The sequence below is a fragment of the Luteimonas endophytica genome (assembly GCF_029887875.1).
GTDB classification, from domain to species: Bacteria; Pseudomonadota; Gammaproteobacteria; order Xanthomonadales; family Xanthomonadaceae; genus Luteimonas; species Luteimonas endophytica.
This window is the reverse complement of the sequence record NZ_JARXRM010000025.1, coordinates 163,258-184,261: the sequence shown is the minus strand read 5'-3', so window position 1 is coordinate 184,261 and position 21,004 is coordinate 163,258. Positions and strand designations below refer to the sequence as shown.

Sequence of the window (21,004 nt, the reverse complement as noted above, 5' to 3'; positions counted from 1 at the left end):
CCTCGTCTTCGATGTGCGGTGGCCGGATCAGCGCCGCGCCGCCAGGCGCAGCCCGCGCGGGGTCAGCGCGCGCTCGACCAGTTCGAACGCCCCCTGCGCGGCCAGCGCCAGCAGCGCCGCCGGCACCGCGCCCTCCAGGATCAGGCCGATGTCGTCCAGCCGGATGCCGGCGAGGATCGACTGGCCGTAGCCGCCTGCGCCGATCAGCGCGCCGAGCGTGGCGGTGCCGACGTTGATCACGGCGGCGGTCTTGATCCCCGCCAGGATGGTGCGCAGCGCCAGCGGCAGCTCGATCCGCCACAGCCGCGTCGTCGGCCGCAGGCCGATCGCGGCCGCGGTCTCGCGCAGGTCGCGCGGGATGCCGGTCAGCCCGGCGTGGGTGTTGCGAACGATGGGCAACAGACTGTACAGGAACAGTGCTGCGATCGCAGGCCACGCGCCGATGCCGAACAGCGGGATCATGAAGACGAACACCGCCAGCGAGGGCAGCGTCTGCAGCAGCCCGGTGAAGGTGAGCACCCCCTGGCCGAGGCGCGGCCGGCGCGCCGCCAGCACCCCGAGCGGCAGCGCCACCAGCAGCGCCAGGCCCAGCGAGATGCCCACCAGGGCGAGGTGCTCGCGGGTGCGCTGCCACAGCCGCGGCCAGCGCCCGGCCGCCTGCGGCGCGTCGATGCCGAGCCAGTCGGCGGCGACCGCAGACTCGGCTTCGCGGTCCAGCTTCACCCGCGCGTTGAGGCGCCGCATCGTCTCCGCATCCAGGCGCCCGGCCAGCCCCTCCAGCGCCGCGACCCATTCCGGGGCGCGTTCCGCCAGGTCCTCGCGATACAGGAACACCGCCTGGTACGACGGAAAATGGCCGCGCCCGTCCTCCAGCACGGCGATGTCGTAGTACGGGATCTCGGCATCGGTGCGGTACAGGTCGGTGACGTCGATCGCGCCGCTGGCCAGGCCGCGGTAGGCCAGGTCGTGGTCGAGCCCGTTGGCGTCCTGCGGCAGGCGGTAGGCGGCGCGCAGCCCCGGCCAGCCGTCGGCGCGCTGCATGAACTCGTTGCCGAAGCCGAAGCGCAGCGTGGGATGGTCGCGCAGGTCGGCGATGCCGCGGATCCCCAGTTCCTGCGCGTGCGCGGCACGCATGCCCAGCGCGTAGCTGTTGTCGAACCCGAGCGGCGCGGTCATGCGGATGCCGCGGCGGGCCAGCTCGGCGCGCAAGGCGTCGAGGTCGGCCCCGGGCATCCGCAGCAGCTCCTGCGCCAGGGTGCCGGTGTATTCCGGATAGGCGTCGATCTCTCCCCCCAGCAGCGCGCGCCACACGATGCGGGTGCCGCCGAGCTGGCGGCGATGCCGCACCGCAGTGCCGCTTTGCCGGCCCAGGCCGGCGGCGATCTCGCCGAGCACCACCGATTCGGTGAAGCTCTTCGAGCCGACCGCCACCCGTGCGCCCGAGGCATCGGGCTGCTGCGCCCATCCGGTGGCGGCGATGCAGCACAACAGCAGCAGCGCGAGCAGGCGCCGGGTCATGGCGCCTCCAGGCTGCGCTGGGCGGTCATGAACGCACGCACGAACGGCTCGGCCGGCGCCTGCAGCAGCGCCCGCGCCGGCCCCTGCTGGATCACCCGGCCGCCGCGCAGCAGCACCAGGGTGTCGGCCAGGTACGCCGCCTCGGCGACGTCGTGGGTCACCAGCACCACGGTCTTGCCCAGCGCGGCGAACAGCTCGCGCATCTGCGCCTGCAGCTCATGGCGGACGATCGGATCGAGCGCGCCCAGCGGCTCGTCCAGCAGCAGCACCTCGGGATCGAGCATCAGCGCGCGGATCAGGCCGACGCGCTGGCGCTGGCCGCCGGACAGCTCCGCCGGGTAGCGCCGCAATGCGTCGCCGGGCAGCTGGCAGAGTTCGGCCAGTTCGCGCACGCGCGCGTCGATGCGCGCGCCGGTCCAGCCGAGCGTGCGCGCCAGCAATGCCGCGTTGCCGGCGGCGGTCAGATGCGGGAACAGCCCGCCCTCCTGGATCACGTAGCCGATCCGCCGCCGCTGCTCGAGCAGGCGCGCGCGCTGCAGCGGCTCGCCGCGGAACAGCACGGTGCCCGCATCCGGCCATTCCAGGCCGATCAGCATGCGCAGCACGGTGGACTTGCCGGCGCCGCTGGGCCCGATCAGCGCGGTGCTGCGGCCGGCCGCGATGCGCAGGTCGACGTCCTCGAGCGCGACGCTGCTGCCGTAGCGCCGGCTGACATGGCGGAGCTCGAACATCCCGCCACCTTAACGCAGCCGCGTGCGCGGCCCGGAGCCGGCGACGCCACCGCCTCTGCGCTCGGCGGCAGTTCACCGGCCCCGGCCCGGCGCGGCGCGGCGCGGGGGCAAGGGAGGCAAAGGGCGCTGGATCGGGAGACGGTGGAGTGCGGCGCACTGGATTAGAATCGGTCGATGCGCGCTTTCGCCGCCATCGCTGCATGCATCCTGCTGCTCGGCGCCGGCGCGGCGCGGGGAGGGACGATGGAGGAACGCGTGGAACGGATCGACCGGCTGATGCACGACTACGGCGGCGCCGTCCCCGGTGCCGCGGTGCTGGTCCTCCACGATGGCGAAGCGGTGGTCCGCCGCGGCTACGGCGTGGCCGATCTGGAGACCGGCGCGCCGGTCGCGCCGGCCACCAACTTTCGCCTGGCGTCGCTGACCAAGCAGTTCACCGCCGCGGCGATCCTGCTGCTGGCCGAGGACGGCCGCCTGCGCCTGGACGATCCGGTGCGCCGCTGGCTGCCGACCCTGCCCGATGCCGCCGATCCGGTCACCCTGCACCACCTGCTCAGCCACACCTCGGGGCTGATCGACTACGAGGAGGCGATGCCGGAGCACCCCGCCGCGCAGCTGCGCGACGCCGACGTGCTGGCGCTGCTGGAGCAGCACGACAGGCTGTATTTCCCGCCCGGCACCCGCTACCGCTACAGCAACAGCGCCTATGCGCTGCTCGCGCTGGTGGTCGGCAAGGCCTCCGGACAGGATTTCGCCGCCTTCCTGCACGCGCGCATCTTCGCCCCGCTGGGGATGGACGGCACGGTGGCGTTCGAGGACGGGGTGTCCAGCGTGGCGCGGCGCGCCTACGGCCACAGCCTGGTCGACGGCGCCTGGCGCCGCACCGACCAGAGCCCGACCAGCGCGGTGCTCGGCGACGGCGGCATCTACAGCTCGATCGACGACCTGGCCAGGTGGGACGCGGCGCTGTACGACGAGCGCCTGCTGTCCGGCGCTTCGCGCGCGCTCGCGTTCGCCGCGCAGACCGACGGCGACACCGGCGAGGACGACGTCGACGCCTACGGCTACGGCTGGCGCCTGGCGGGCGACATGCTGTGGCACTCCGGTGAGACCATCGGCTTCCGCAACGTCATCCTGCGCCATCCGCGCCAGCGCCTCACCGTGATCGTGCTGAGCAACCGCAACCACCCCGAGCCCTACCGGACCGCGCGCGCGATCGCGGACCTGTGGCTCGCGCCCGGAACCGATTGAGCATGTCCCGAACGCTGCGCATCGTTCTCGCCCTGGTCGCGCTGGCCGCGGTCTGCCTCGCCCTGTGGCGCTGCACGCGGCCCGATGGGGCGCCCGCCGGCCCTGATGCCGGCGCGCCGATGGCCGACGCGGTGGCGCAGTCGTCCGACCCCGCCGCGCAGCGCATCGAGGCCGACCTGCGGCGGCTGGCGGACGATGCCATGGAAGGCCGCGAGACCGGCAGCCGCGGCTACGAACTGGCCGCCTCCTACGTGGCGGCGCGGTTCGCCGACGCGGGGCTGGCGCCGGCCGGCGAGGACGGCGGCTACTACCAGCGCGTGCCGCTGCTCAAGGCCACGGTGGAGCAGGAGGGCGCGCGGCTGGCGGTGGAGCGCGGCGGCCGCACCATCGAGCTGCGCTTCGGCGAGCACTTCCTGCCATGGGCCAACTTCAACGCGCCGGCGCATGCGCTGGCGGCGCCGGCGGTCTTCGTCGGCCACGCCATCCACGCACCCGAGGTCGGCCACGACGACTTCGAGGGCCTGGAGCTGCGCGGCCGCATCGCCGTGGTGCTGCCCGGCACCCCGGAGACGTTCGCGCCGCACCTGCGCGCCTACCACTCGGCGCAGCGCGAGAAGCTGCACGCGCTGGCAGCGCGGGGCGCGGCCGGCGTGGTGTTCGTTTCCACCCCGCAATCCGAGGCGCGGCTGCCCTGGGCGCGGGTGCGCGCCGGCTGGGACAAGCCGGCGATGCGCCTGCGCCGCGAAGACGGCGCCGTGATCGACGGGTTCCCGCAGCTGCAGGCGATCGCGGCGGTGGGCGTGGCCGCCGCCGACTTCATCTTCGCCGACCAGGCGCGCAGCGCCGCCGAGCTGTTCGACGCGGCCCGCGCCGGCACCCTGCGCGGCTTCGAACTGCCCGGGGTGCTGCACCTGGCCGGCCGCACCCGCCACGAGGCGATCGAGTCGCGCAACGTGGTGGCCAGGCTGCCCGGCAGCGATCCTGAACTCGCCGCCGAACACGTGGTGCACACCGCGCACCTCGACCATGTCGGGTTCGGACCGGCCGATGCCGAGGGCGACACCATCAACAACGGCGCCCTGGACAATGCGCTGGGCGTGTCGATCATGCTCGAGGCCGCGCGCACCCTGGTGGCCGCCGAATCCGCGCCGCGCCGCAGCCAGCTGTTCGTCGCCCTCACCGGCGAGGAGCAGGGCCTGCTCGGCGCGCAGTGGTTCGTGACCCACCCCACGGTCCCACGGGCCGGTCTGGTGGCCAACATCAATCTCGACATGCCGGTGCTGATGGCGCCGAGCACCGACGTGGTGGCGATCGGCAGCGAGCATTCGTCGCTGGGCGCGGCGGTCGAGACCGCGGCGGCCGACCTGGGCGTGGAACTGTCGCCGGACGCGTTCCCGGAGGAAGTGGTGTTCGTGCGCAGCGACCACTACGCCTTCGTGCGCGCCGGGATCCCCGCGCTCTATCTCGACGGCGGCACCACCTCGGCCGACGGCGAGCGCGACCCCAAGCTCGCCCTCGCCTACTTCCTGCGCAACTGCTACCACCAGCCCTGCGACGACGCCAGCCAGCCGATCCAGTACGACGACGCGGCGCGGCTGGCGCGGCTGAGCGCGGGCCTGGCCACGGTGGTCGGCAACGACCCGGAGCGCCCGCGCTGGAACGCGGGCGACTTCTTCGGCGAACGCTTCGGCGGCGCGGCGGCGCCGGAGTAGGCCGGCCGTCGACCCGGGGCGCGGCGGCGGCCGCGGGACCGGCGGGACGGGGATCGGTCGCGGCGTGTCTGCCGGCGGGCGCGGGCATCGCGACAGCCGTCGCCTCCCACAGCGGTGCGTGCGGGCCGCCCCGCACAGGCCCGGCCCCACCATCGTTCAGCCCGGGATCAAGGTGGCGGCCGCTATGCTGGCCGGCCGCTTCCGCCGAGCCCGTCGTCGATGTCCGTCGCCCGCCGCCCCCTGCTGCGCCCGATCTGGCTGCTGGCGCTGGCCGCGCTGCTGGCCGCCTGCGGCGGCCGCGATGCCCGTCCCACCCCGCCACCCGCCCCCGCAGCACCCGCGGTGCCGTCACCCGCACCACCGCCGCCGCGGATCGGGCTGGCGCTGGGCGGCGGCGCCGCCAAGGGGTTCGCCCACATCGGCGTGATCAAGATGCTCGAGGCCAATGGCATCGAGCCGGCGGTGGTGGCCGGCACCAGCGCCGGCAGCGTGGTCGGTGCGCTGTACGCCGGCGGCATGGATCCGTTCGCGCTGCAGGAGCATGCGGTGGCGCTGGACGAGGCGAGCATCCGCGACGTGCGCCTGTTCTCCGGCGGGCTGATCCAGGGCCGCAAGCTGCAGGATCACGTCAACGCCCAGCTCGGCGCGCGCCCGATCGAGCGGCTGCAGCGGCCGTTCGCGGCGGTGGCCACGCGCCTGGACAGCGGCGCGCGGGTGGTGTTCACCCGCGGCAACACCGGCCAGGCGGTGCGCGCATCGAGCAGCGTGCCCGGGGTGTTCGAACCGGCGGTGATCGGCGGCCACAGCTATGTCGACGGCGGCATCGTCAGCCCGGTGCCGGTGGACGCCGCGCGCCAGCTCGGCGCCGACCTGGTGATCGCCGTGGACATCTCCAACAAGGCCACCGGCAGCGCGCCGCAGGACATGCTCGGGATCGTCAACCAGTCGATCGCGATCATGGGCCAGCGCCTGGGCGCCGAGGAGCTGGCCCGCGCCGACGTGGTGATCCGCCCCGAGGTCAACGACATCGGCCCGGCCGACTTCACCCGGCGCAGCGCCGCGATCCTGCAGGGCGAACGCGCCGCGCTGGCGGCGCTGCCGCGGATCCGCGCCCGGATCGCGGAGTTCGAGCGGCAGCGCGCCGCTGCGCTGGCGCCGCGGCCGGCGCCACGACCTGACGCGCCCGAGGACGCCGCCTGCGAGCGCGGCTGGCTGCAGGCGCTAAACCCGTTCCGCGACGGCGACGGATGCGAACCGGACTCGGGCGCAACGCCTCGGCTCTAGTGCGGCGACCCGGGGAGGCGCGGCACACGGCCGCGCCGGTACCCGACCACCGTGTCGTGTCGGCGGTCAGCCTGCGAGGAACGCCAGCGGCGGCCTGGCCACCATCAGCCAGAACACGATCAGAAAGGAGAACAGCGCCGGGACGCCAAGCGCGGCCCAGATGCCGAGCGTGGCGTCGTAGCGGCGCGGCAGCGGCACCCCGCGCGCGGCGGCCTCGGCCGCGATATCGCGCAGCCGCATCTGCAGCCACACAACCGGCAGCCAGCACAGCGCGGCGATCAGGAACAGCACGATCGACCAGTACAGCCAAGGCGTGGTGAGCGGGATGCCCATGCGCCGCGCCAGGTACAGCCCGCTCAGGGGCTGGAACACGATGGTGGTGGCGGTGAACAGCCAGTCGGCGATCACCACGTAGCGGGCCACCACCGCCACCACGCGGGCATCGCGCGTGCGGCTGATGAAGAACAGGTAGAACGCGGTGCCGACGCCGGTGCCGAACAGGAACGTCGACGACAGCACGTGCAGGTACTTGACGATCAGGTAGTCCATCGCGGGCGGTCCAGTTCGTGCAGCGCGACCAGCACCGCCAGCAGCGGCAGATTCTTCAGCACCGGCCCGTACGGGTGCGCCCAGTATTCGGGCAGGAACACGCTGATGATCAGGGTGTAGCCGGCGACCAGCGCGATCTGCGCCCGGTAGGCCCAGGTCCGCCAGCGCGGGACGAACAGCGCGATCCCCAGCAGCAGATCGAGTGCGGCCGCGCCATGGAGCGCCGCCTGCGCCGCGCTGCCGGTCAGACCGGTCCGCGCCAGCAGCGCCAGGCTCTCGGCGACGGGAAACACGAACGCGGACACCAGCGCGGTACCGATCCACATCGCCGCCATCGCGTAGCGCAGCAGCGGCACCAGCCACTGCAGCCTCGCGCCGGCGCCGAGCCGCAGCTGCGCGGCCGGGTCGAAGAACCGCGCTGGCGGCCTGGGCGGCCGCCCCAGCAGCCGCGTGACCGGCGCCGCGTCGGCCACGCTGCCGGCCTCCAGCATCTGCAGCGAATCCGGGGTCACCAGGCTGCCGGGCAGGCGCGCCGCCAGAGCGGCGCCGAGGCGCGCGAGCGCCGCGGGCACCGGCAGGAAGCCGCGCGCAAGGCCCAGGCCGCGCTTGAACTCCAACAGGTAGTCGCGCAGGGTCAGCGCCTGCGGGCCGACCGCGTCGACCACCGGCGGCGGCGAGGGCATCTCCAGCACACGCAGCACCAGCGCGGCCAGGTCGTCCAGGTGCAGCGGCTGGACGGGCTGCCGCCCGCCGCCAGGCAGCGGGGTGAGCGGCAGCGCCGCCAGCCGCGCGAACCAGCGGGTGCTGGCGCCGGCAGGCGCGAACACCAGCGAGGGCCGCACCACGACCGCCTCGACCGGCAGCGCCGCCAGGGCGGCATCGGCGCGGCCCTTCGACGCCAGGTACCCGGTGGCGGCGGCCGGGTCGGCGCCGAGCGCCGAGATCTGCACGATGCGCCCGACCCCCGCGGCTGCCGCGGCCGCGAACAGCGCCGCCGGCCCCTTCACATGGAGCGCGGCGAAGTGCTGGCTATGCTGCTCCCGGAAGATGCCGACCGCGTTGACCACCGCATCGACGCCCTGCAGCGCGCGGGTCCAGGTGTCGGGGTCCGGCGCGGCGTAGTCGATTTCCAGAGGTTCCAGCGCCGGCCAGCGCCGGCGGACCGCTTCCAGGCTTCTCGCACCGGGGATCACCGCATGACCCGCCAGCAGCAGGCGCTCCACCAGTTCGGCACCGATCAGGCCGGTGGCGCCGGTCACCAGGATGCGCATCGCCACACCTGGCTGCGCGCTTCGGGGTTGCCGGCGCGCGCGATGGTCTCCGGGTCGGTGGCGAGCATCCTGTCCACGCTCACCGTGTCCTGGCTGTGCAGCCGCGACGGCGGCGCGCCCGCGCGCGGCAGCAACGCCACCAGCCACTGGATCTGGGGCGAGCCGGCACGCTATCGCGATGCCCCCAGCCTGCGCCACACCGCCGCCGGATACGCGATCCATCACGCCAGCTCGGTGTTCTGGGCCTGCGGCTTCGAGGCGACGGCCGGCCGCCGCGGCAACGCGGCGCGGATTGCGGCCGGAGCCGCCGCGACCGCCGCGCTGGCCTACGTGGTGGACTACCACGTGGTGCCGAGGCGGCTGACGCCGGGATTCGAGCGGCACCTGAGCGCGGCCGGGATGGCCGCCACCTACGGTGCCTTCGCGATCGGTTTGTGCCTCGGCAACCGCGCATTCCGGCAGGACCTGCTCAGACTGGTGCGCGGCGCCGGGCGGCGAGCGCGGCACGCAGTTCCAGCAGCGCAGGCACCCCGCACAACAGCGCCGGCGGCACCAGCGCCAGCGCCCACACCGCCGCGCTGAGCGGCGGCTGGCGCAGCCGCAGGGCCCAGCCCGGCTCGGCCGCGGAGGACCAGCTGGCGGCGATCACCAGTCCGAGCCCGATCCACGGGGCCATGTCGAGCACGCTGTGCACGTGCTGCTCTAGCGGCCGGATCTCGCGGCGCCCGTACGCGCGCCGGGTGTCGATGTAGCCGACGACGGCATGCGCCAGCGCCAGCAGCCCCAGCAATGCCCACACGCCCCAGCCGCTCTCCAGCAGCAACAGGGCGAACACCCCGGTACCGATCAGGCCGAGCTGCAGCAGATGCATCGCCGACTCGCCGAGACCGGAGGTGTGCGGCAGGTCGGTGGCGCGATGGCAGAGGAAGTCCGCGGTGCCGGCCAGCAGCCATGCCAGGTACCCGGCCCACGCCAGCCAGAGCATCCCCGGGGTCACCGGTGGTCCGGATCCAGACGGGCCGGGTCGAACGGCTCGAGCGGCCTGCTGGCCGGGCCGTTGAGCACCGCGCCGCTCTGCGCATCGAAGCGCGAACCGTGGCAGGGGCAGTTCCAGGACTTCTCCGCCGCGCTCCAGCGCACCGCGCAGCCGAGGTGGGTGCAGCGCGCACTATGGCTGCACAGCTTGCCGTCGCCGTTGCGGTACACCGCCACCCGATGCATCCCGTGGCGGATCACCGCCCCTTCGCCAAGTCCCAGTTCGTCGAGCGCGTGGATGTCCCCGGCGCCCACCCAGTCGGCATATTGTGCGGCGACGTTCGCGTTCTCGCGCAACCATTCGCCGGCACCGCGGAACATCTTGCGCTTGGGGTCGTAGAGTTCCGACCAGGGACTGTCGCGCCCCAGGATCAGGTCGGTCAGCAGCAGCCCCGCGAGGGTGCCGTGGGTGATGCCGTTGCCGGAATCGCCGGTGGCGATGTAGACGTTGTCCTCGCCTCCCGGATCGCGGCCGATGAAGGCCAGGCCGTCGTTGGGCTCGATGACCTGGCCGGACCAGCCATGGCTGAAGCCGGTGACCGCGGGGAACATCTGCCGCGTCCACTCCTGCAGCCGCACGTAGGCGGTCGGATCCTCGTTCTGACCGGTCTTGTGGTCCGCACCGCCGACGATCAGCAGCGGAGCGCCGCCGTCGCGCGCATCCACCAGGCGCACATAGTGGTACGGATCGCCGTCGTCCCAGAACAGCGCATCGGGCACCGCTTCGGCCGGCAGGCTCGCGGCGACCACGTAGCTGCGGTAGGCGGCCTGCTTGGTGTGGATCGCGACCGCCTCGTGGAAGGGAACGTTGGTGGCGAGCACGATCGCCCCGGCATGCAGGGCCACCCCCTCGGCCAGATGCGCCACCGGCCGCTGGCCACCCTTCACTTCGACCGCCTCGGCGCGGAAGCAGCGCACCCCGGCGGCCTGCGCGGCCGCGACCAGCGCGCCCAGGTAGGCGTCGATGTCGATGCGGGCCTGGCCGGAGAAACGCAGCGCCGGGCGCATCGCCGGCACCCCGGGCACGCCGTCATCGAGCAGTTCCACGGCCAGTCCTGCATCGCGCGCGGCCTCGAGCTCGCGGCGGAGGCGGCTGTCGTTGCCGTCGTGCGGGAACAGGTATCCAGGCACGCGCCGGAATCCACAGCCGCCGTTTTCGGCCGCGAACCGCTCGACCCAGTCGATCGCCGCGGCGTGGCTGGCGGCGGCCTGGCGCGCGCCGTCGGCGCCGTGCCAGCGCGCCAGGTGGTAGAAGCGGTCGTCGAGCGCCGAGGCCAGGTGCGCGGTGCTGCGCAGGGTTTCGCCGGCGCCCGGGCCCTCGCGGTCGATCACCACCACCTCGCGGCCTTCCTGCGCCAGGCGCAGCGCCGTGGTCATCCCGGCCACGCCGGCACCGATCACCAGCACGTCCGGAACCTGCTCGGCAGGCATGTCGCCCGCGAGCCGGCGTTCGAAGGCAGGCAGCCGGTCCCAGACCGGAAGGGTGCGCGCATTGCCGGTGGTCATCGTCCCTCCTGGGGGAGTGCCGGGCCGTGCGCGCAACCGGGTGCCGGCGCCGCGGCCGTGGTGGGCGGCAGTATTCGGCGCGGATCGTGAGTGGTCGGTGATGCCGCGCGCTCTGGCGCCCGCGGAAGTCGGATGGAATCGACCGCGGCCATGCAGGCCAGCCGGCGCCAGGGCAGCTGCGCCGTCGAATCAGCGGTCGAAGCGATATGCTGTCGCCGCGGCCGACGGCCGCGCACCGAACTCGTCGCGCAGCCCGCGCAGGCGCGGATACGGCGCCAGCGGCAGCACCTCGCGAAACTCGAGGTGCTCGAGCAGGCAGTACAGCGTGACCTCGAGCGTGCCGAGCGCGCGGCCGGGCGGCTGCAGCGCCAGCGCTTGCGGGGCATTGGCCTCGAGCCAGGCCAGGCTGCCCAGCAGGCTGGTGCGCAACTTGGTCTGCCGCGCGGTCGGGCCGCCACCCGCCAGTCCGCCCATGATCAGCGCCACCTCGGTGGACATCGCCTGCAGCACCAGTTCCTGGGCGTTGGCCGCGAGCGGCCGGTCCAGGTCCTCGGGCCAGGCCACGGCCGGGCGCTGCGCCGAGCGCCGCCACAGCTCGCGACAGATATTGATCGCCCCGAACCAGGGCCCGTCCGGCGTGCGCAGCACCGGCAGGCGCAAGGCCGGGTTGCCGCCGAAGGCCGCGGCGTCGGTGGCCGTCAGGTCGGGGACCACCTCGAAGTCGTGTTCGACGCGCAGTTCGGCGGCGAAGATCCGCGTCACCCGGGTGAAGTGCGAACTGGATCGGCCGACGATGCCGATCGCGCCGGCCGGCGCCGTTGCGCGCGGCGACGCGCCCGAATCCCCCGAAGGCGCCGACGCCTGCCTCATGTCTTCGGCTCCGCCTTGATGATCGTGCCCTGCGCCACCGCTACCAGCCGTTCCTCGCCGCCGCCGGCGGCGAACACCTCGCAGCGGCACACCGCCTGGCGCTTGCCGGAGGAGAGCACCTCGGCGCGGGCGAGGAGGCGCTCGCCGAGCGCCGGGCGAAGATAGTTGATCTTGTACTCGGAGGTGACCGAATCGCCGAGCACCGAACCCCCGGCATAGGTCAACGCGTTGTCCGCCAGGTAGCCCACCACGCCGCCGTGGACGAATCCGTGCTGCTGCCTCAGCTCGTCGCGGACGCGCAGCGCGAGCACCGCCCTGCCCGGCTCGAACAGCTCCAGGGTGGTGCCGAGCAGCACGCTGAACGGCTGCTCGCGCAGCACCCGGCGGCCGAACTCGAACAGCGACGGGTTCATTCCAGATAGCGCTCCGGCACAGGCAGACCCTGCAGCCGGAAGAAGCTGAGCTGGTCGAAGTAGCCGCGCTGGAACACGATCTGGCCGCCCTGGACCCGGAAGAACCCGCAGCCGCGCAGCCCGGTGGGGTCGCGCCACTCCAGGATCGCCCAGTCGCCGTCCTCGAAGACCTGCTCGATGATGCAGGTCATGCGGGCGCGGCCGAACTCGGTCGCGAACATCGCCCGGATCGCCTCGCGCCCATGCAGCGGCTCCATCACCACCTGGTGGTTGACCGCGGCCACCGCGTAGAGCGCGGCGAGGCCGTCGATGTCGGCGCGATTGAAACGCGCCACCCACTCCTGGACCAGCTGCTTCGGCGACATCCGACCATCTCCGGCTCGTGGCGGGGCGCGTCGCGCCGCCGTCCGGCGCGCACGCTGCGGAGGATTATTGGTTGGGCGGCATGCCGCGTTCAAGCTGCGCGCGGATCGTTTCGGCGTAGCGCTCCAGCACGTCCCTGCCCGGCGTGGGCGGCGCGCGCGGATAGACCTGCAGGACGCCGTCGAGCTTGCGCGGATGCACGTGGATGTGCAGGGGTGGGGCCTGCCACCGGTGTCGGGTCGTCATCACCGTGCGACGGCGCACTGGCAAGCAGCATCGCATGCTGCGCGTGCCCAGTGCGGCCGGGCTACGGGAGCGGCACGCCGCCGTAGGCCTTGACCGTGCGCAGCACGAAACTGGAATTGACGTCGGCCACGCCGCTGGCGTTGAGCAGGCGGTCGAGCAGGAAGCGGGAGAAGTGCTCGAGGTCCTGCACCATCACGTGCAGCAGATAGTCCATGTCGCCGGTCAGCGCGTGGCAGGCGACCACTTCGTCCCAGCTGTGCACCGCGGCGGTAAATCGTTCGACGTGGTCGGCGTCGTGCTTCTCCAGCTGCACGCGCACGAAGGCCTGCAGGCCCAGCCCCACCCGCTCCGGGTCGACCTGGGCGCGGTACCCGGCGATCACCCCGCCGCGCTCGAGCCGCTGCACCCGGCGCAGGCATGCGGAGGGCGAGAGGTGGACCCGGTCGGCCAGCTCGGCATTGGTGAGCCGGGCGCCGCGCTGCAGCTCGGCGAGCAGCAGCAGGTCGGTGCGGTCGAGGGCATGCACTGGCAATTTATGCGCCTGTTCACCTGATCAACGCAATGATATTGCGCCAAGGGCCGGATTTCACGCAACGACGCAACCCTGTTGCGCGCCCACGGCGCTACAGTCGAGGGCCGAGAGCAGCCCGGAGGACAGCGCCATGAACAGCCAGCCGCGTCGGGTGGAGAACCTGCAGACCGACAAGGGCAAGGTGCCGGTCTACGCCACCGGCATCGTCGAGCAGCCCTGGGACGACTACAGCCCCGCCGACCACGACACCTGGTCGAAGCTCTACGCGCGCCAGCGCGAGATCCTGCCCGGCCGCGCCTGCGACGAGTTCCTGGCCGCGCAGGACGCGATGGGCATGACCCCGGACCGCATTCCCAGGTTTTCCGAGCTCAACCGGGTGCTGTCGGCGGCCACCGGCTGGACCCTGATGGGCGTGGAGGGGCTGCTGCCGGAACTGGACTTCTTCGACCACCTGGCCAACCGCCGCTTCCCGGTGACCTGGTGGATCCGCCGGCCCGACCAGATCGACTACATCGAGGAGCCGGACCTGTTCCACGACCTGTTCGGGCATGTGCCGCTGCTGATGAACCCGATGTTCGCCGACTACATGCAGGCCTACGGCAAGGGCGGGGTGAAGGCGCACGGCATCGGCGCCGATGCGCTGCAGCACCTGACCCGGCTGTACTGGTACACGGTGGAGTTCGGGCTGATCCGGCAGGCCGACGGGCTGCGCATCTTCGGCGCCGGCATCGTCTCCTCCAAGGGCGAATCGATCTACGCGCTGGAGTCGGCGGCGCCCAACCGCATCGGCTTCGACCTCGAGCGGGTCATGCGCACCCGCTACCGCATCGACAGCTATCAGAAGACCTATTTCGTGATCGACGGGTTCGAGCAGCTGATGCGCGCCACCGAGCCGGACTTCGGCCCGATCTACGCGCGCCTGGCCGGGCAGGAGTCGCTGCCGGCCGGCAAGGTGCTGGACAGCGACCACGTCTATCAGCGCGGCACCGGCGAGGGCTGGCCGACCGACGCGGATGTCTGAAGCGCCCGGACAGCCGGCGCGGGGCGCGGCCCCGGGCCGGCGCACAGCGCTGGCCGCGGCGGCCTGGTTCGCGGTGCTGCTGCTGGTAGCCGCGCTGGCGTTCTACGGCCTGTGCGCCGGCTACTACGTGGCCGCCTGCCACGATCCCTCGGGTGCATTCGGCATGGCGCTGCTGCTGCTGGTGGTGCTGCCGCTGCTGGGCTGGCCGGTGACGCTGGCGCTGCTGGCGGCGCTGGGCGGCGCGGCGGTGGCGCTGGCGCGGCGGCGTGGCGCGGTCGCGCTGCGCCAGGCGGCGATCGCGGCGGTGGCGGCCGGGCCGGGGTGCTTCGGGCTGGCGTGGCTGCTGGCCGGCGCGCTCGACGTGCGCGAGCGCTGCTCGTTCGGATTCTGAAAGGAGGACGGGCAATCGCCGCGCCGCGGCTTTTTCTTGTGGCAGCGGCCCATGGCCGCGAAGGCCGCGGGTGGTTCCGGTCGGGTGGGCGGTGATCCCGCGCACGGCCGACCGCGCCGGTTTTCGCGTGCATGGCACGCTCTGCGCGTTCACCGGCGCCGCCCTTGATGGAATGGCGACGCCACCGCGTGCACACTGTGGCGCCCCCGTCCGATGCCCGATCGATGCTGAGCCTGTGCCTGGCCTGCGCGCTGTCGCCCGCCGGCGCCGCCGTGCTGGATCCCCCCGGCCGCGATGCGGCCACCGAAGCGCCGACGCTGGAGCGGGTGGTGGTGGAAGCGACGCGCCTGCGCGGCGTGCCCGCGTTCGAGACCCCGGCGTCGACCGCGACGATTTCCCTGCGCGGCGAATCGAGCGGCGCTGGCGGCGACGTCTCCGAGGCGCTGCGCGGGGTCCCGGGCCTGCTGGCGCGCGACCGGCAGAACCTGGCCCAGGACACCCAGCTGTCGATCCGCGGCTTCGGTGCCCGCTCCACCTTCGGCGTGCGCGGCGTGCGGCTGTACGCCGACGGGATTCCCGCATCGATGCCGGACGGGCAGGGCCAGCTGTCGCACTTCAGCCTGGCCGGCGGCGACCGCATCGAGGTGATCCGCGGGCCGTTCTCGGCGCTGCACGGCAATTCCTCCGGCGGCGTGGTGCAGATCTGGAGCGCCGAGGGCGCGCCCGGCGATCCCTGGCGCGCCCGCGTCGCCGCCGGCAGCGACGACACCTGGTCGGCGGCGGCGCAGCTGCTCGGTGCCGGCGCACGGGTCGACTACAACCTGGCACTCTCGCGCTACGACACCGGCGGCTGGCGCGACCACAGCGCGGCGCGGCGCGATACCGCCAATCTGCGGCTCGGTGTCGACCTCGGCGAGCGCCGGCGCCTGCAGCTGGTGCTCAACCGGGTCGACGTGCCCGAGGCGCGCGATCCGCTCGGCCTCAGCGCGCAGCAGGTGCGCGACGACCCGCGCCAGGCGGTCGCCAACGCGCACCTGTTCGACACCCGCAAGACGGTGCGCCAGGACCAGGCCGGCGCCACCTACGAGCACGGACTCGGCGAGGCGCACACGCTGCGGCTGATGGCCTACGGCGGCCGCCGCGAGGTCGTGCAGGTGCTGCCGATCCCGCCCGGGGCGCAGGCCAACCCGCTGAGCTCGGGCGGGGTGATCGACCTGGACAACCGCTACGACGGCCTGGACGCGCGCTGGTCCTGGCAGGGCGGGGCCGCGCGTCCACTGGAACTGACCGTCGGCGGCAACCTCGACCGCCAGCGCCAGCGCCGCCGCGGCTACGAGAACTTCGTCGGCGAGACCCTCGGGGTGCGCGGCGCACTGCGGCGCGACGAGCGCAACCGCGTCGACAACGCCGACCTCTACGCGCAGGCGTGGTGGCGTTTCGCCGAGCGCTGGTCGCTGCTGGCGGGCGTGCGCCGCAGCGAGGTGACCTTCGCATCCCGCGACCGCTACGTCACCGGCGCCAACCCCGACGACAGCGGCCGGGTACGGTTCTCGCACACCGCGCCGGTGGCAGGGCTGAGCTTCGCGCCGCGCGCCGACGTGCGCGTGTACCTGTCGGCCGGGCGCGGGTTCGAGACCCCGACCTTCAACGAGATGTCGTACCGCGCCGACGGCGGCGCCGGGCTGGCGTTCGGGTTGCGGCCGGCGGTCAGCGACAACCTCGAGCTTGGAATGAAATGGCGCGGCGCGGACGGGGCGACGCTGGAGGCGGCGCTGTTCCGTGCCGACACCGACGACGAGCTGGCGGTGGCGCGCAACGTCGCCGGCCGCAGCAGCTTCCGCAACGTCGGCAGCGCCCGGCGCCAGGGCATCGAAGCGGCGTGGGCGACGCCGCTCGGCGAGGCCTGGGATCTGCGGCTGGCCTGGTCCCGGCTGGACGCGACGTTCCGCGATGCCTACCTGATCTGCCAGGGCGTGGGCTGTACGGTGCCGGATGTCGAGGTGGCCGCCGGTGCACGCATCCCCGGGGTCCCGCAACAGCAGCTGTTCGCACGCCTGCAGTGGCGCGGCGCGGCCTGGAGCGCGGCATTCGAGGGCGAGGCGACCGGCGACGTGGTGGTGAACGATCTGGGCAGCGAAGCGGCCGCCGGGTACGGCCTGCTGCACCTGGAGGCGGCACGGCGCTGGGACGGCCGCCATGGCGGGCTGCGCCTGTTCGCGCGCATCGACAACCTGCTCGACCGCGACCACGTCGGCTCGGTGATCGTCAACGAGGGCAACGGCCGTTTCTACGAACCCGGCGCCGGCCGCACCTGGCTGCTGGGCGCGCAGTGGGACTGGGCGCGCTAAGGGCGCGCCGCGCGTGGCCGCGCCCGCGAAGGAGGGCGGTCCATCGCACCGGGCCGCTCAGATCCAGCCGTCGCTGCCCACGGCGCGCAGGTACGCGCGCAAATCGCGCTCCGGGGTCTCGGCGAAGGTTTCCCCGGTGTCGGCCGGATCGCCCATGCGGTCGGGCCGGAAGTTGCGGAAGTCCGCGCGCAGCCGGCACCAGGCGCCGAGCGTCCAGGCGCCGCCCCAGAACGCCAGGCACAGCGGCTCGACCTGGCGGCGGCTGGGGCGGCCGGCCTCGTCGCGGTAGTCGAACGCCAGCACCCGGCGCGATTCGATCGCCGCGTGGAGGCGGTCGATGATGCCCGTGGCCTCGACCCGGTCGGCGCGCGCCGGGGCGTAGATGCGGGTCCGCTGCGCGCGCGCCTGCAGCTGCGGCGGCAGCACCGCCTCGATCTTCAGCAGCGCCGAGCGCGCGCCGGCCGCGAGGCGGCTGCCGCCGAACGCGCGTACGAAACGGGTGCCCGCGACCAGCGCCTCGAGTTCGTCGGCATCGAACATCAGCGGCGGGATGTCCGAACCCTTGCGCAGCACGTAGCCGACCCCAGCCTCGCCTTCGATCGGCACGCCGGACAGCTGCAGGTCGGCGATGTCGCGGTACACGGTGCGCACCGAGACGCCGAGGGTCTCGGCCAGCGCCCGCGCCGGCAGCGCCGCACGGCGGCCGCGCAGGGCGTGGATGACGAGGAACAGCCGGTCGGCGCGGCGCATGCGCGCATCATCGCCCGCGGCCGCGCCGCCCGCCAGCCGGCGGCGCTCACCAGGGCGAGGCCGCGGTCGGTCGCAGGCGCATCGTTTCGCAGCCCCGCGGCGCGGGTCCACCGGCATCCGCATGCCAGACGGCGGCGGCCGCGCCCTCCGGCCACGCCGGTACCCGCGCGAACCAGGCGAACACGTGCTCGCCCTCGCGCACCGGCAGCGCCGGGAAGGTGTTGCGGGCATGCTCGCTCGCGAATCCGCCGAGCAGCACCGCGCCACGGTTTCGCCAGTACGGCCACGCCTGGGCGCGGAAACGCTCGGGCAGGGCGGCGTCGAACGGCGCGTCGAAATGGCAGATCACCCCGAGCACCCCGGCCGCCGCGCCGTCCGCCGGTCGCGCGCCCGCCGCCGGGTCCGGCGCCAGCACCGGCCGCAGCAGCAGCACGTCGTCCGAATCGATCATCGTGGCGTTGGCGGCGTCGCGGTGCCGCCGCCAGACCGGGCCGCCGTAGAACGCCTGCAGCGCGCGCCGGCGCGCCTGCATGTCCGCGAACCCGCGCAGCCAGACGAAACGCTCGGGCGCGTCGAGATCGGCGAAGCGGCCGAGCAGGCGCATCCCGCAGGCCTCCTGCGGCGCCGCGAGGCTGCCCTCGAACAGGCCGATCAGGGTGTCGCGCCTGCCCGGATGCAGCAGGTAGCGACGCAGTTCCACCACCGCCGGCAGGGACCCCGGAAGGCTCATGCCGCCTCCCGGGTGAAGTGCATGTGCCAGTTGGTTTCCCAGGTCACGCCGCCATCGGGCGACAGCGCCTGCTGCCAATGCGCGCTATCGGTGCCGATCTCGCTCCAGACGAAGCGCGCCAGCACCACCCGGCCCTGGTGCCGGTCGAGCCCGTGGAAGGTGCCCACGCCGTCGGCGAAGCCGCCGGTCACCGGCGCCTCCAGCTCGCCGGCGCGGTTGCTGGCCCAGTAGATGCTCCACTGCCGCGCCTGGGGATTGAACAGGCGCAGGGTCATGCCGAGCAGCCCGCCCTGCCAGGCGCTGCAGAATTCGTCGGTGTTGCCGAGCCCGCCCAGCACCGGCCGGCAGCTGGCCCGCGCCTCGAACTGGTCCCAGTCCCGGCAGCCGCACAGCCGCGCCCGCAGGCGCCGGTTGCCGACCCGCCAGCGGCCGTGGCTGAAGTCGAAGTCGTGGCGTCCGTCGTCCTGCTCGCTGGGTTCCTGCATGGCACTGTCTCCGTCGATGGGTGGTTCCCGGCGGGCCGCGGGGCGGACCGACGCGGGGGCGCGGAACCCGCCGCTCCGCCGGCCCCGCCGGGAAGGAGGGAGCTTGCGCGGGGGCTGCTGACACCGTGCTGTCAGCAGCGGCCTGCCGGAAGTCACTTTCTGGCCGCGGGCCGTTGCCCCCGGGCCGCCCCGGGCCGCAGCATGTGGCCATGCCCGCCGCGTTGCGCACCCTGCTGCATCCCTTGAACCTGGCCGCGGTGCTGACCTGGCTGGCGGTGGGGCTGGCGCTGCGCACCGAATCGGCCGACCTCAATCGCCCGCTGGTATGGAGCCTGCTGGCCGGGTTCCTGGCGGCCATGCTGATCAGCGACTACGTGCCGATGCAGCGGCGGCGCTGGCGCATCGCCCTGCACCTGGTCCAGGCCGGGACCGCACTGGCGGTGATCTGGCTGGCGCCCACCGGCGGTACCGCACCGGTGCTGCTGGTGATCCTGGTAGCGCAGCTGGCGATGGAGTATCCGGCGCGCACCACCGCGGCCGCCACCGTGCTGCTGAACCTGGCGATGCTGGCGCTGCTCGAGCACGGCGGCCACGATGCCGCCTGGCTGGTGGTGATGATCTACACCGGCTTCGAGAGCTTCGCGGCGATGACCGCGTACTACATGCGCCGCTCGGAGTACGCGCTGGAGTCGCTGTCGCGGGTCAACGGCGACCTGCTGGCGACCCGCGCGCTGCTGGCCAACAGCGCCCGCGACGGCGAGCGCGTACGGGTGGCCCGCGAACTGCACGACGTGGCCGGCCACAAGCTCACCGCGATGACGCTCAACCTGCGCGCGCTGACCAACGACCCGCAGCTGGCCGGCCGCGAGGAGCTGCGCATCGCCCTGCGCATGTCGCAGGAGCTGCTGGGCGACATCCGCGGCGTGGTGCAGTCGCTGCGCGACGCGCGCGGTCTCGACCTGGCGACCGCGCTGCATGCGCTGGCCGCGCCGCTGCCGCGGCCGAAGCTGAAGCTGGAGATCGACGGCGACGTGCAGATCGGCGACCCGGCGCTGGCCGAGACCGTGCTGCGGGTGGTGCAGGAGGCGCTGACCAACAGCGCCCGCCATGCCGATGCCGACACGGTCTGCGTGCGGCTGTCGATGCAGGACGGGATGCTGCGGATGCAGGTGGAGGACGACGGCCGCCTGCGCGGACCGCTGCGCGAGGGCAACGGCCTGGCCGGCATGCGCGAGCGCGTCGCCGCGCTCGGCGGTTCGCTGGCGTTCGGCGCCGGCCCGCGCGGCGCGCTGCGCATCGACGCGAGCCTGCCGGCGTGAGCGGCCTGCGCATCGCCCTGGCCGACGACCAGGCGCTGGTGCGCGCCGGCCTGCGGGCGTTGCTGGAACAGCAGGGAGTGACGATCGCGTTCGAGGCCGAATGCGGCGAGAGCCTCCTGCGCCGGCTCGAGGACCAGCCGGTCGACGTGATCCTCAGCGACATCCGCATGCCCGGGGTGAACGGCGTGGATGCGGTCACCGCGCTGCGCGCGCGCGGCGACCTCACCCCGGTGCTGCTGCTGACCACCTTCGACGAAGCCGACCTGCTGTTGCGCGCGCGCGACGCCGGCGCGCAGGGGTTCCTGCTCAAGGACGCCGCCCCGGAAGACCTGCGCGAGGCGATCGAGCGGCTCGCCGCCGGCGAGAGCCTGCTGCAGCCGGTCAGCACCGACCCGGTGCGCGCGCGCTACCGGTATCACGACGACAGCGCGCCGGTGGACACCTTCAGCGAGCGCGAGGTCTCGATCCTGCGGCTGCTGGCCGGGGGCTACTCCAACCGCGAGATCGCCCGCAGCCTGTTCCTGGCCGAGGGCACGGTGAAGAATTACGTCTCGGTGATCCTGGACAAGCTCGGCACCCGCGACCGCACCCGCGCGGTGCTCAAGGCGATCACCCTGCGGGTGATCTGAGCGGGGAATGCGCGCGCCGGCGGCCCCGTGAGAGGATGGCGGTTCCCGTA

Annotated in this window: 23 protein-coding genes; 9 read left to right on the top strand and 14 right to left on the bottom strand. The window is 73.6% G+C overall.

Going from position 1 to position 21,004, the window contains the following annotated elements:
- Window positions 1–27 precede the first annotated feature (27 nt).
- Both QFW77_RS06560 and QFW77_RS06555 read right to left on the bottom strand, forming a co-directional pair.
- Entirely contained in the window at window positions 28–1,518 is a 1,491-nt protein-coding gene (locus QFW77_RS06560) for an ABC transporter permease/substrate-binding protein (RefSeq protein ID WP_280573602.1), read from the bottom strand.
- Window positions 1,515–2,249, bottom strand: a complete 735-nt coding sequence (locus QFW77_RS06555; protein WP_280573599.1) for an ATP-binding cassette domain-containing protein — start codon at window positions 2,247–2,249, stop codon at window positions 1,515–1,517. Before QFW77_RS06555 ends, QFW77_RS06560 begins: the two co-directional genes overlap by 4 nt.
- Before the next feature lie 174 nt (window positions 2,250–2,423).
- On the opposite strand from QFW77_RS06555, the gene QFW77_RS06550 reads away from it, so the two are divergent.
- The 3 genes from QFW77_RS06550 to QFW77_RS06540 all read left to right on the top strand — a co-directional run bounded on the left by QFW77_RS06550 (window position 2,424) and on the right by QFW77_RS06540 (window position 6,496).
- Window positions 2,424–3,500: a serine hydrolase domain-containing protein gene (locus QFW77_RS06550; protein WP_280573597.1), complete on the top strand. Its 1,077-nt coding sequence runs from the start codon at window positions 2,424–2,426 to the stop codon at window positions 3,498–3,500.
- Between the two features lie 2 nt (window positions 3,501–3,502).
- Window positions 3,503–5,212, top strand: coding sequence for a M28 family peptidase (locus tag QFW77_RS06545; protein ID WP_280573595.1), 1,710 nt, complete (start codon window positions 3,503–3,505; stop codon window positions 5,210–5,212).
- 219 nt (window positions 5,213–5,431) lie between these two features.
- On the top strand, window positions 5,432–6,496 hold the full coding sequence (locus tag QFW77_RS06540) for a patatin-like phospholipase family protein (RefSeq protein WP_280573593.1): 1,065 nt from the start codon (window positions 5,432–5,434) through the stop codon (window positions 6,494–6,496).
- 66 nt (window positions 6,497–6,562) lie between these two features.
- Here QFW77_RS06540 and QFW77_RS06535 read toward each other — a convergent pair whose 3' ends face one another.
- Window positions 6,563–7,045 carry a DUF2269 family protein gene (locus tag QFW77_RS06535; RefSeq protein WP_280573592.1) on the bottom strand — a complete coding sequence of 161 codons (483 nt, stop codon included), beginning with the start codon at window positions 7,043–7,045 and terminating at the stop codon, window positions 6,563–6,565.
- Window positions 7,033–8,316 (bottom strand): SDR family oxidoreductase, encoded by a 1,284-nt coding sequence (locus tag QFW77_RS06530; protein WP_280573591.1) that lies wholly within the window; start codon window positions 8,314–8,316, stop codon window positions 7,033–7,035. Before QFW77_RS06530 ends, QFW77_RS06535 begins: the two co-directional genes overlap by 13 nt.
- Here QFW77_RS06530 and QFW77_RS06525 point away from each other — a divergent pair.
- Complete coding sequence (locus QFW77_RS06525; RefSeq protein WP_280573590.1) at window positions 8,242–8,898, top strand: hypothetical protein; 657 nt, start codon at window positions 8,242–8,244, stop codon at window positions 8,896–8,898. The two genes, QFW77_RS06530 and QFW77_RS06525, sit on opposite strands and share 75 nt — an antisense overlap.
- Here QFW77_RS06525 and QFW77_RS06520 read toward each other — a convergent pair.
- The 7 genes from QFW77_RS06520 to QFW77_RS06490 form a co-directional block, all read right to left on the bottom strand.
- On the bottom strand, window positions 8,786–9,313 hold the full coding sequence (locus tag QFW77_RS06520) for a hypothetical protein (protein ID WP_280573589.1): 528 nt from the start codon (window positions 9,311–9,313) through the stop codon (window positions 8,786–8,788). The genes QFW77_RS06525 and QFW77_RS06520 overlap by 113 nt on opposite strands.
- Complete coding sequence (locus QFW77_RS06515; RefSeq protein ID WP_280573587.1) at window positions 9,310–10,857, bottom strand: FAD-dependent oxidoreductase; 1,548 nt, start codon at window positions 10,855–10,857, stop codon at window positions 9,310–9,312. The genes QFW77_RS06520 and QFW77_RS06515 overlap by 4 nt, the downstream gene beginning before the upstream one ends.
- Before the next feature lie 189 nt (window positions 10,858–11,046).
- Window positions 11,047–11,727 (bottom strand): glutathione S-transferase family protein, encoded by a 681-nt coding sequence (locus tag QFW77_RS06510; protein ID WP_280573586.1) that lies wholly within the window; start codon window positions 11,725–11,727, stop codon window positions 11,047–11,049.
- The gene (locus QFW77_RS06505; protein ID WP_280573585.1) at window positions 11,724–12,140 is read right to left on the bottom strand and encodes a PaaI family thioesterase; all 417 of its coding nucleotides are present in this window, start codon (window positions 12,138–12,140) and stop codon (window positions 11,724–11,726) included. Before QFW77_RS06505 ends, QFW77_RS06510 begins: the two co-directional genes overlap by 4 nt.
- Window positions 12,137–12,505, bottom strand: coding sequence for a nuclear transport factor 2 family protein (locus QFW77_RS06500; protein WP_280573584.1), 369 nt, complete (start codon window positions 12,503–12,505; stop codon window positions 12,137–12,139). Before QFW77_RS06500 ends, QFW77_RS06505 begins: the two co-directional genes overlap by 4 nt.
- Window positions 12,506–12,569: 64 nt before the next feature.
- Entirely contained in the window at window positions 12,570–12,749 is a 180-nt protein-coding gene (locus tag QFW77_RS06495) for a hypothetical protein (protein ID WP_280573583.1), read from the bottom strand.
- A gap of 61 nt (window positions 12,750–12,810) precedes the next feature.
- Window positions 12,811–13,275, bottom strand: coding sequence for an Lrp/AsnC family transcriptional regulator (locus QFW77_RS06490; protein WP_280573689.1), 465 nt, complete (start codon window positions 13,273–13,275; stop codon window positions 12,811–12,813).
- A 136-nt stretch (window positions 13,276–13,411) separates the two neighbouring features.
- Between QFW77_RS06490 and phhA the strand changes: the two genes are divergently transcribed.
- From phhA to QFW77_RS06475, 3 genes are all read left to right on the top strand, one after another.
- On the top strand, window positions 13,412–14,302 hold the full coding sequence (phhA, locus tag QFW77_RS06485; protein ID WP_280573582.1) for a phenylalanine 4-monooxygenase: 891 nt from the start codon (window positions 13,412–13,414) through the stop codon (window positions 14,300–14,302).
- Window positions 14,295–14,693 (top strand): hypothetical protein, encoded by a 399-nt coding sequence (locus QFW77_RS06480; RefSeq protein WP_280573581.1) that lies wholly within the window; start codon window positions 14,295–14,297, stop codon window positions 14,691–14,693. The genes phhA and QFW77_RS06480 overlap by 8 nt, the downstream gene beginning before the upstream one ends.
- 224 nt (window positions 14,694–14,917) lie before the next feature.
- Entirely contained in the window at window positions 14,918–17,041 is a 2,124-nt protein-coding gene (locus tag QFW77_RS06475) for a TonB-dependent receptor family protein (RefSeq protein ID WP_280573580.1), read from the top strand.
- A 57-nt stretch (window positions 17,042–17,098) separates the two neighbouring features.
- Here the strand turns inward: QFW77_RS06475 and QFW77_RS06470 are convergent, their stop codons facing one another.
- From QFW77_RS06470 to QFW77_RS06460, 3 genes are read right to left on the bottom strand one after another with little or no spacing between them, the layout of a single operon-like run.
- On the bottom strand, window positions 17,099–17,791 hold the full coding sequence (locus QFW77_RS06470; protein ID WP_280573579.1) for a helix-turn-helix transcriptional regulator: 693 nt from the start codon (window positions 17,789–17,791) through the stop codon (window positions 17,099–17,101).
- Between the two features lie 46 nt (window positions 17,792–17,837).
- Entirely contained in the window at window positions 17,838–18,521 is a 684-nt protein-coding gene (locus QFW77_RS06465; RefSeq protein WP_280573578.1) for an NIPSNAP family protein, read from the bottom strand.
- Window positions 18,518–19,006 (bottom strand): hypothetical protein, encoded by a 489-nt coding sequence (locus QFW77_RS06460; RefSeq protein WP_280573577.1) that lies wholly within the window; start codon window positions 19,004–19,006, stop codon window positions 18,518–18,520. Before QFW77_RS06460 ends, QFW77_RS06465 begins: the two co-directional genes overlap by 4 nt.
- Before the next feature lie 209 nt (window positions 19,007–19,215).
- Here QFW77_RS06460 and QFW77_RS06455 point away from each other — a divergent pair, with 209 nt between their 5' ends.
- On the top strand, window positions 19,216–20,325 hold the full coding sequence (locus tag QFW77_RS06455; protein WP_280573575.1) for a sensor histidine kinase: 1,110 nt from the start codon (window positions 19,216–19,218) through the stop codon (window positions 20,323–20,325).
- On the top strand, window positions 20,322–20,954 hold the full coding sequence (locus QFW77_RS06450; RefSeq protein ID WP_280573573.1) for a response regulator: 633 nt from the start codon (window positions 20,322–20,324) through the stop codon (window positions 20,952–20,954). Before QFW77_RS06455 ends, QFW77_RS06450 begins: the two co-directional genes overlap by 4 nt.
- The last annotated feature ends 50 nt before the right edge of the window (window positions 20,955–21,004 follow it).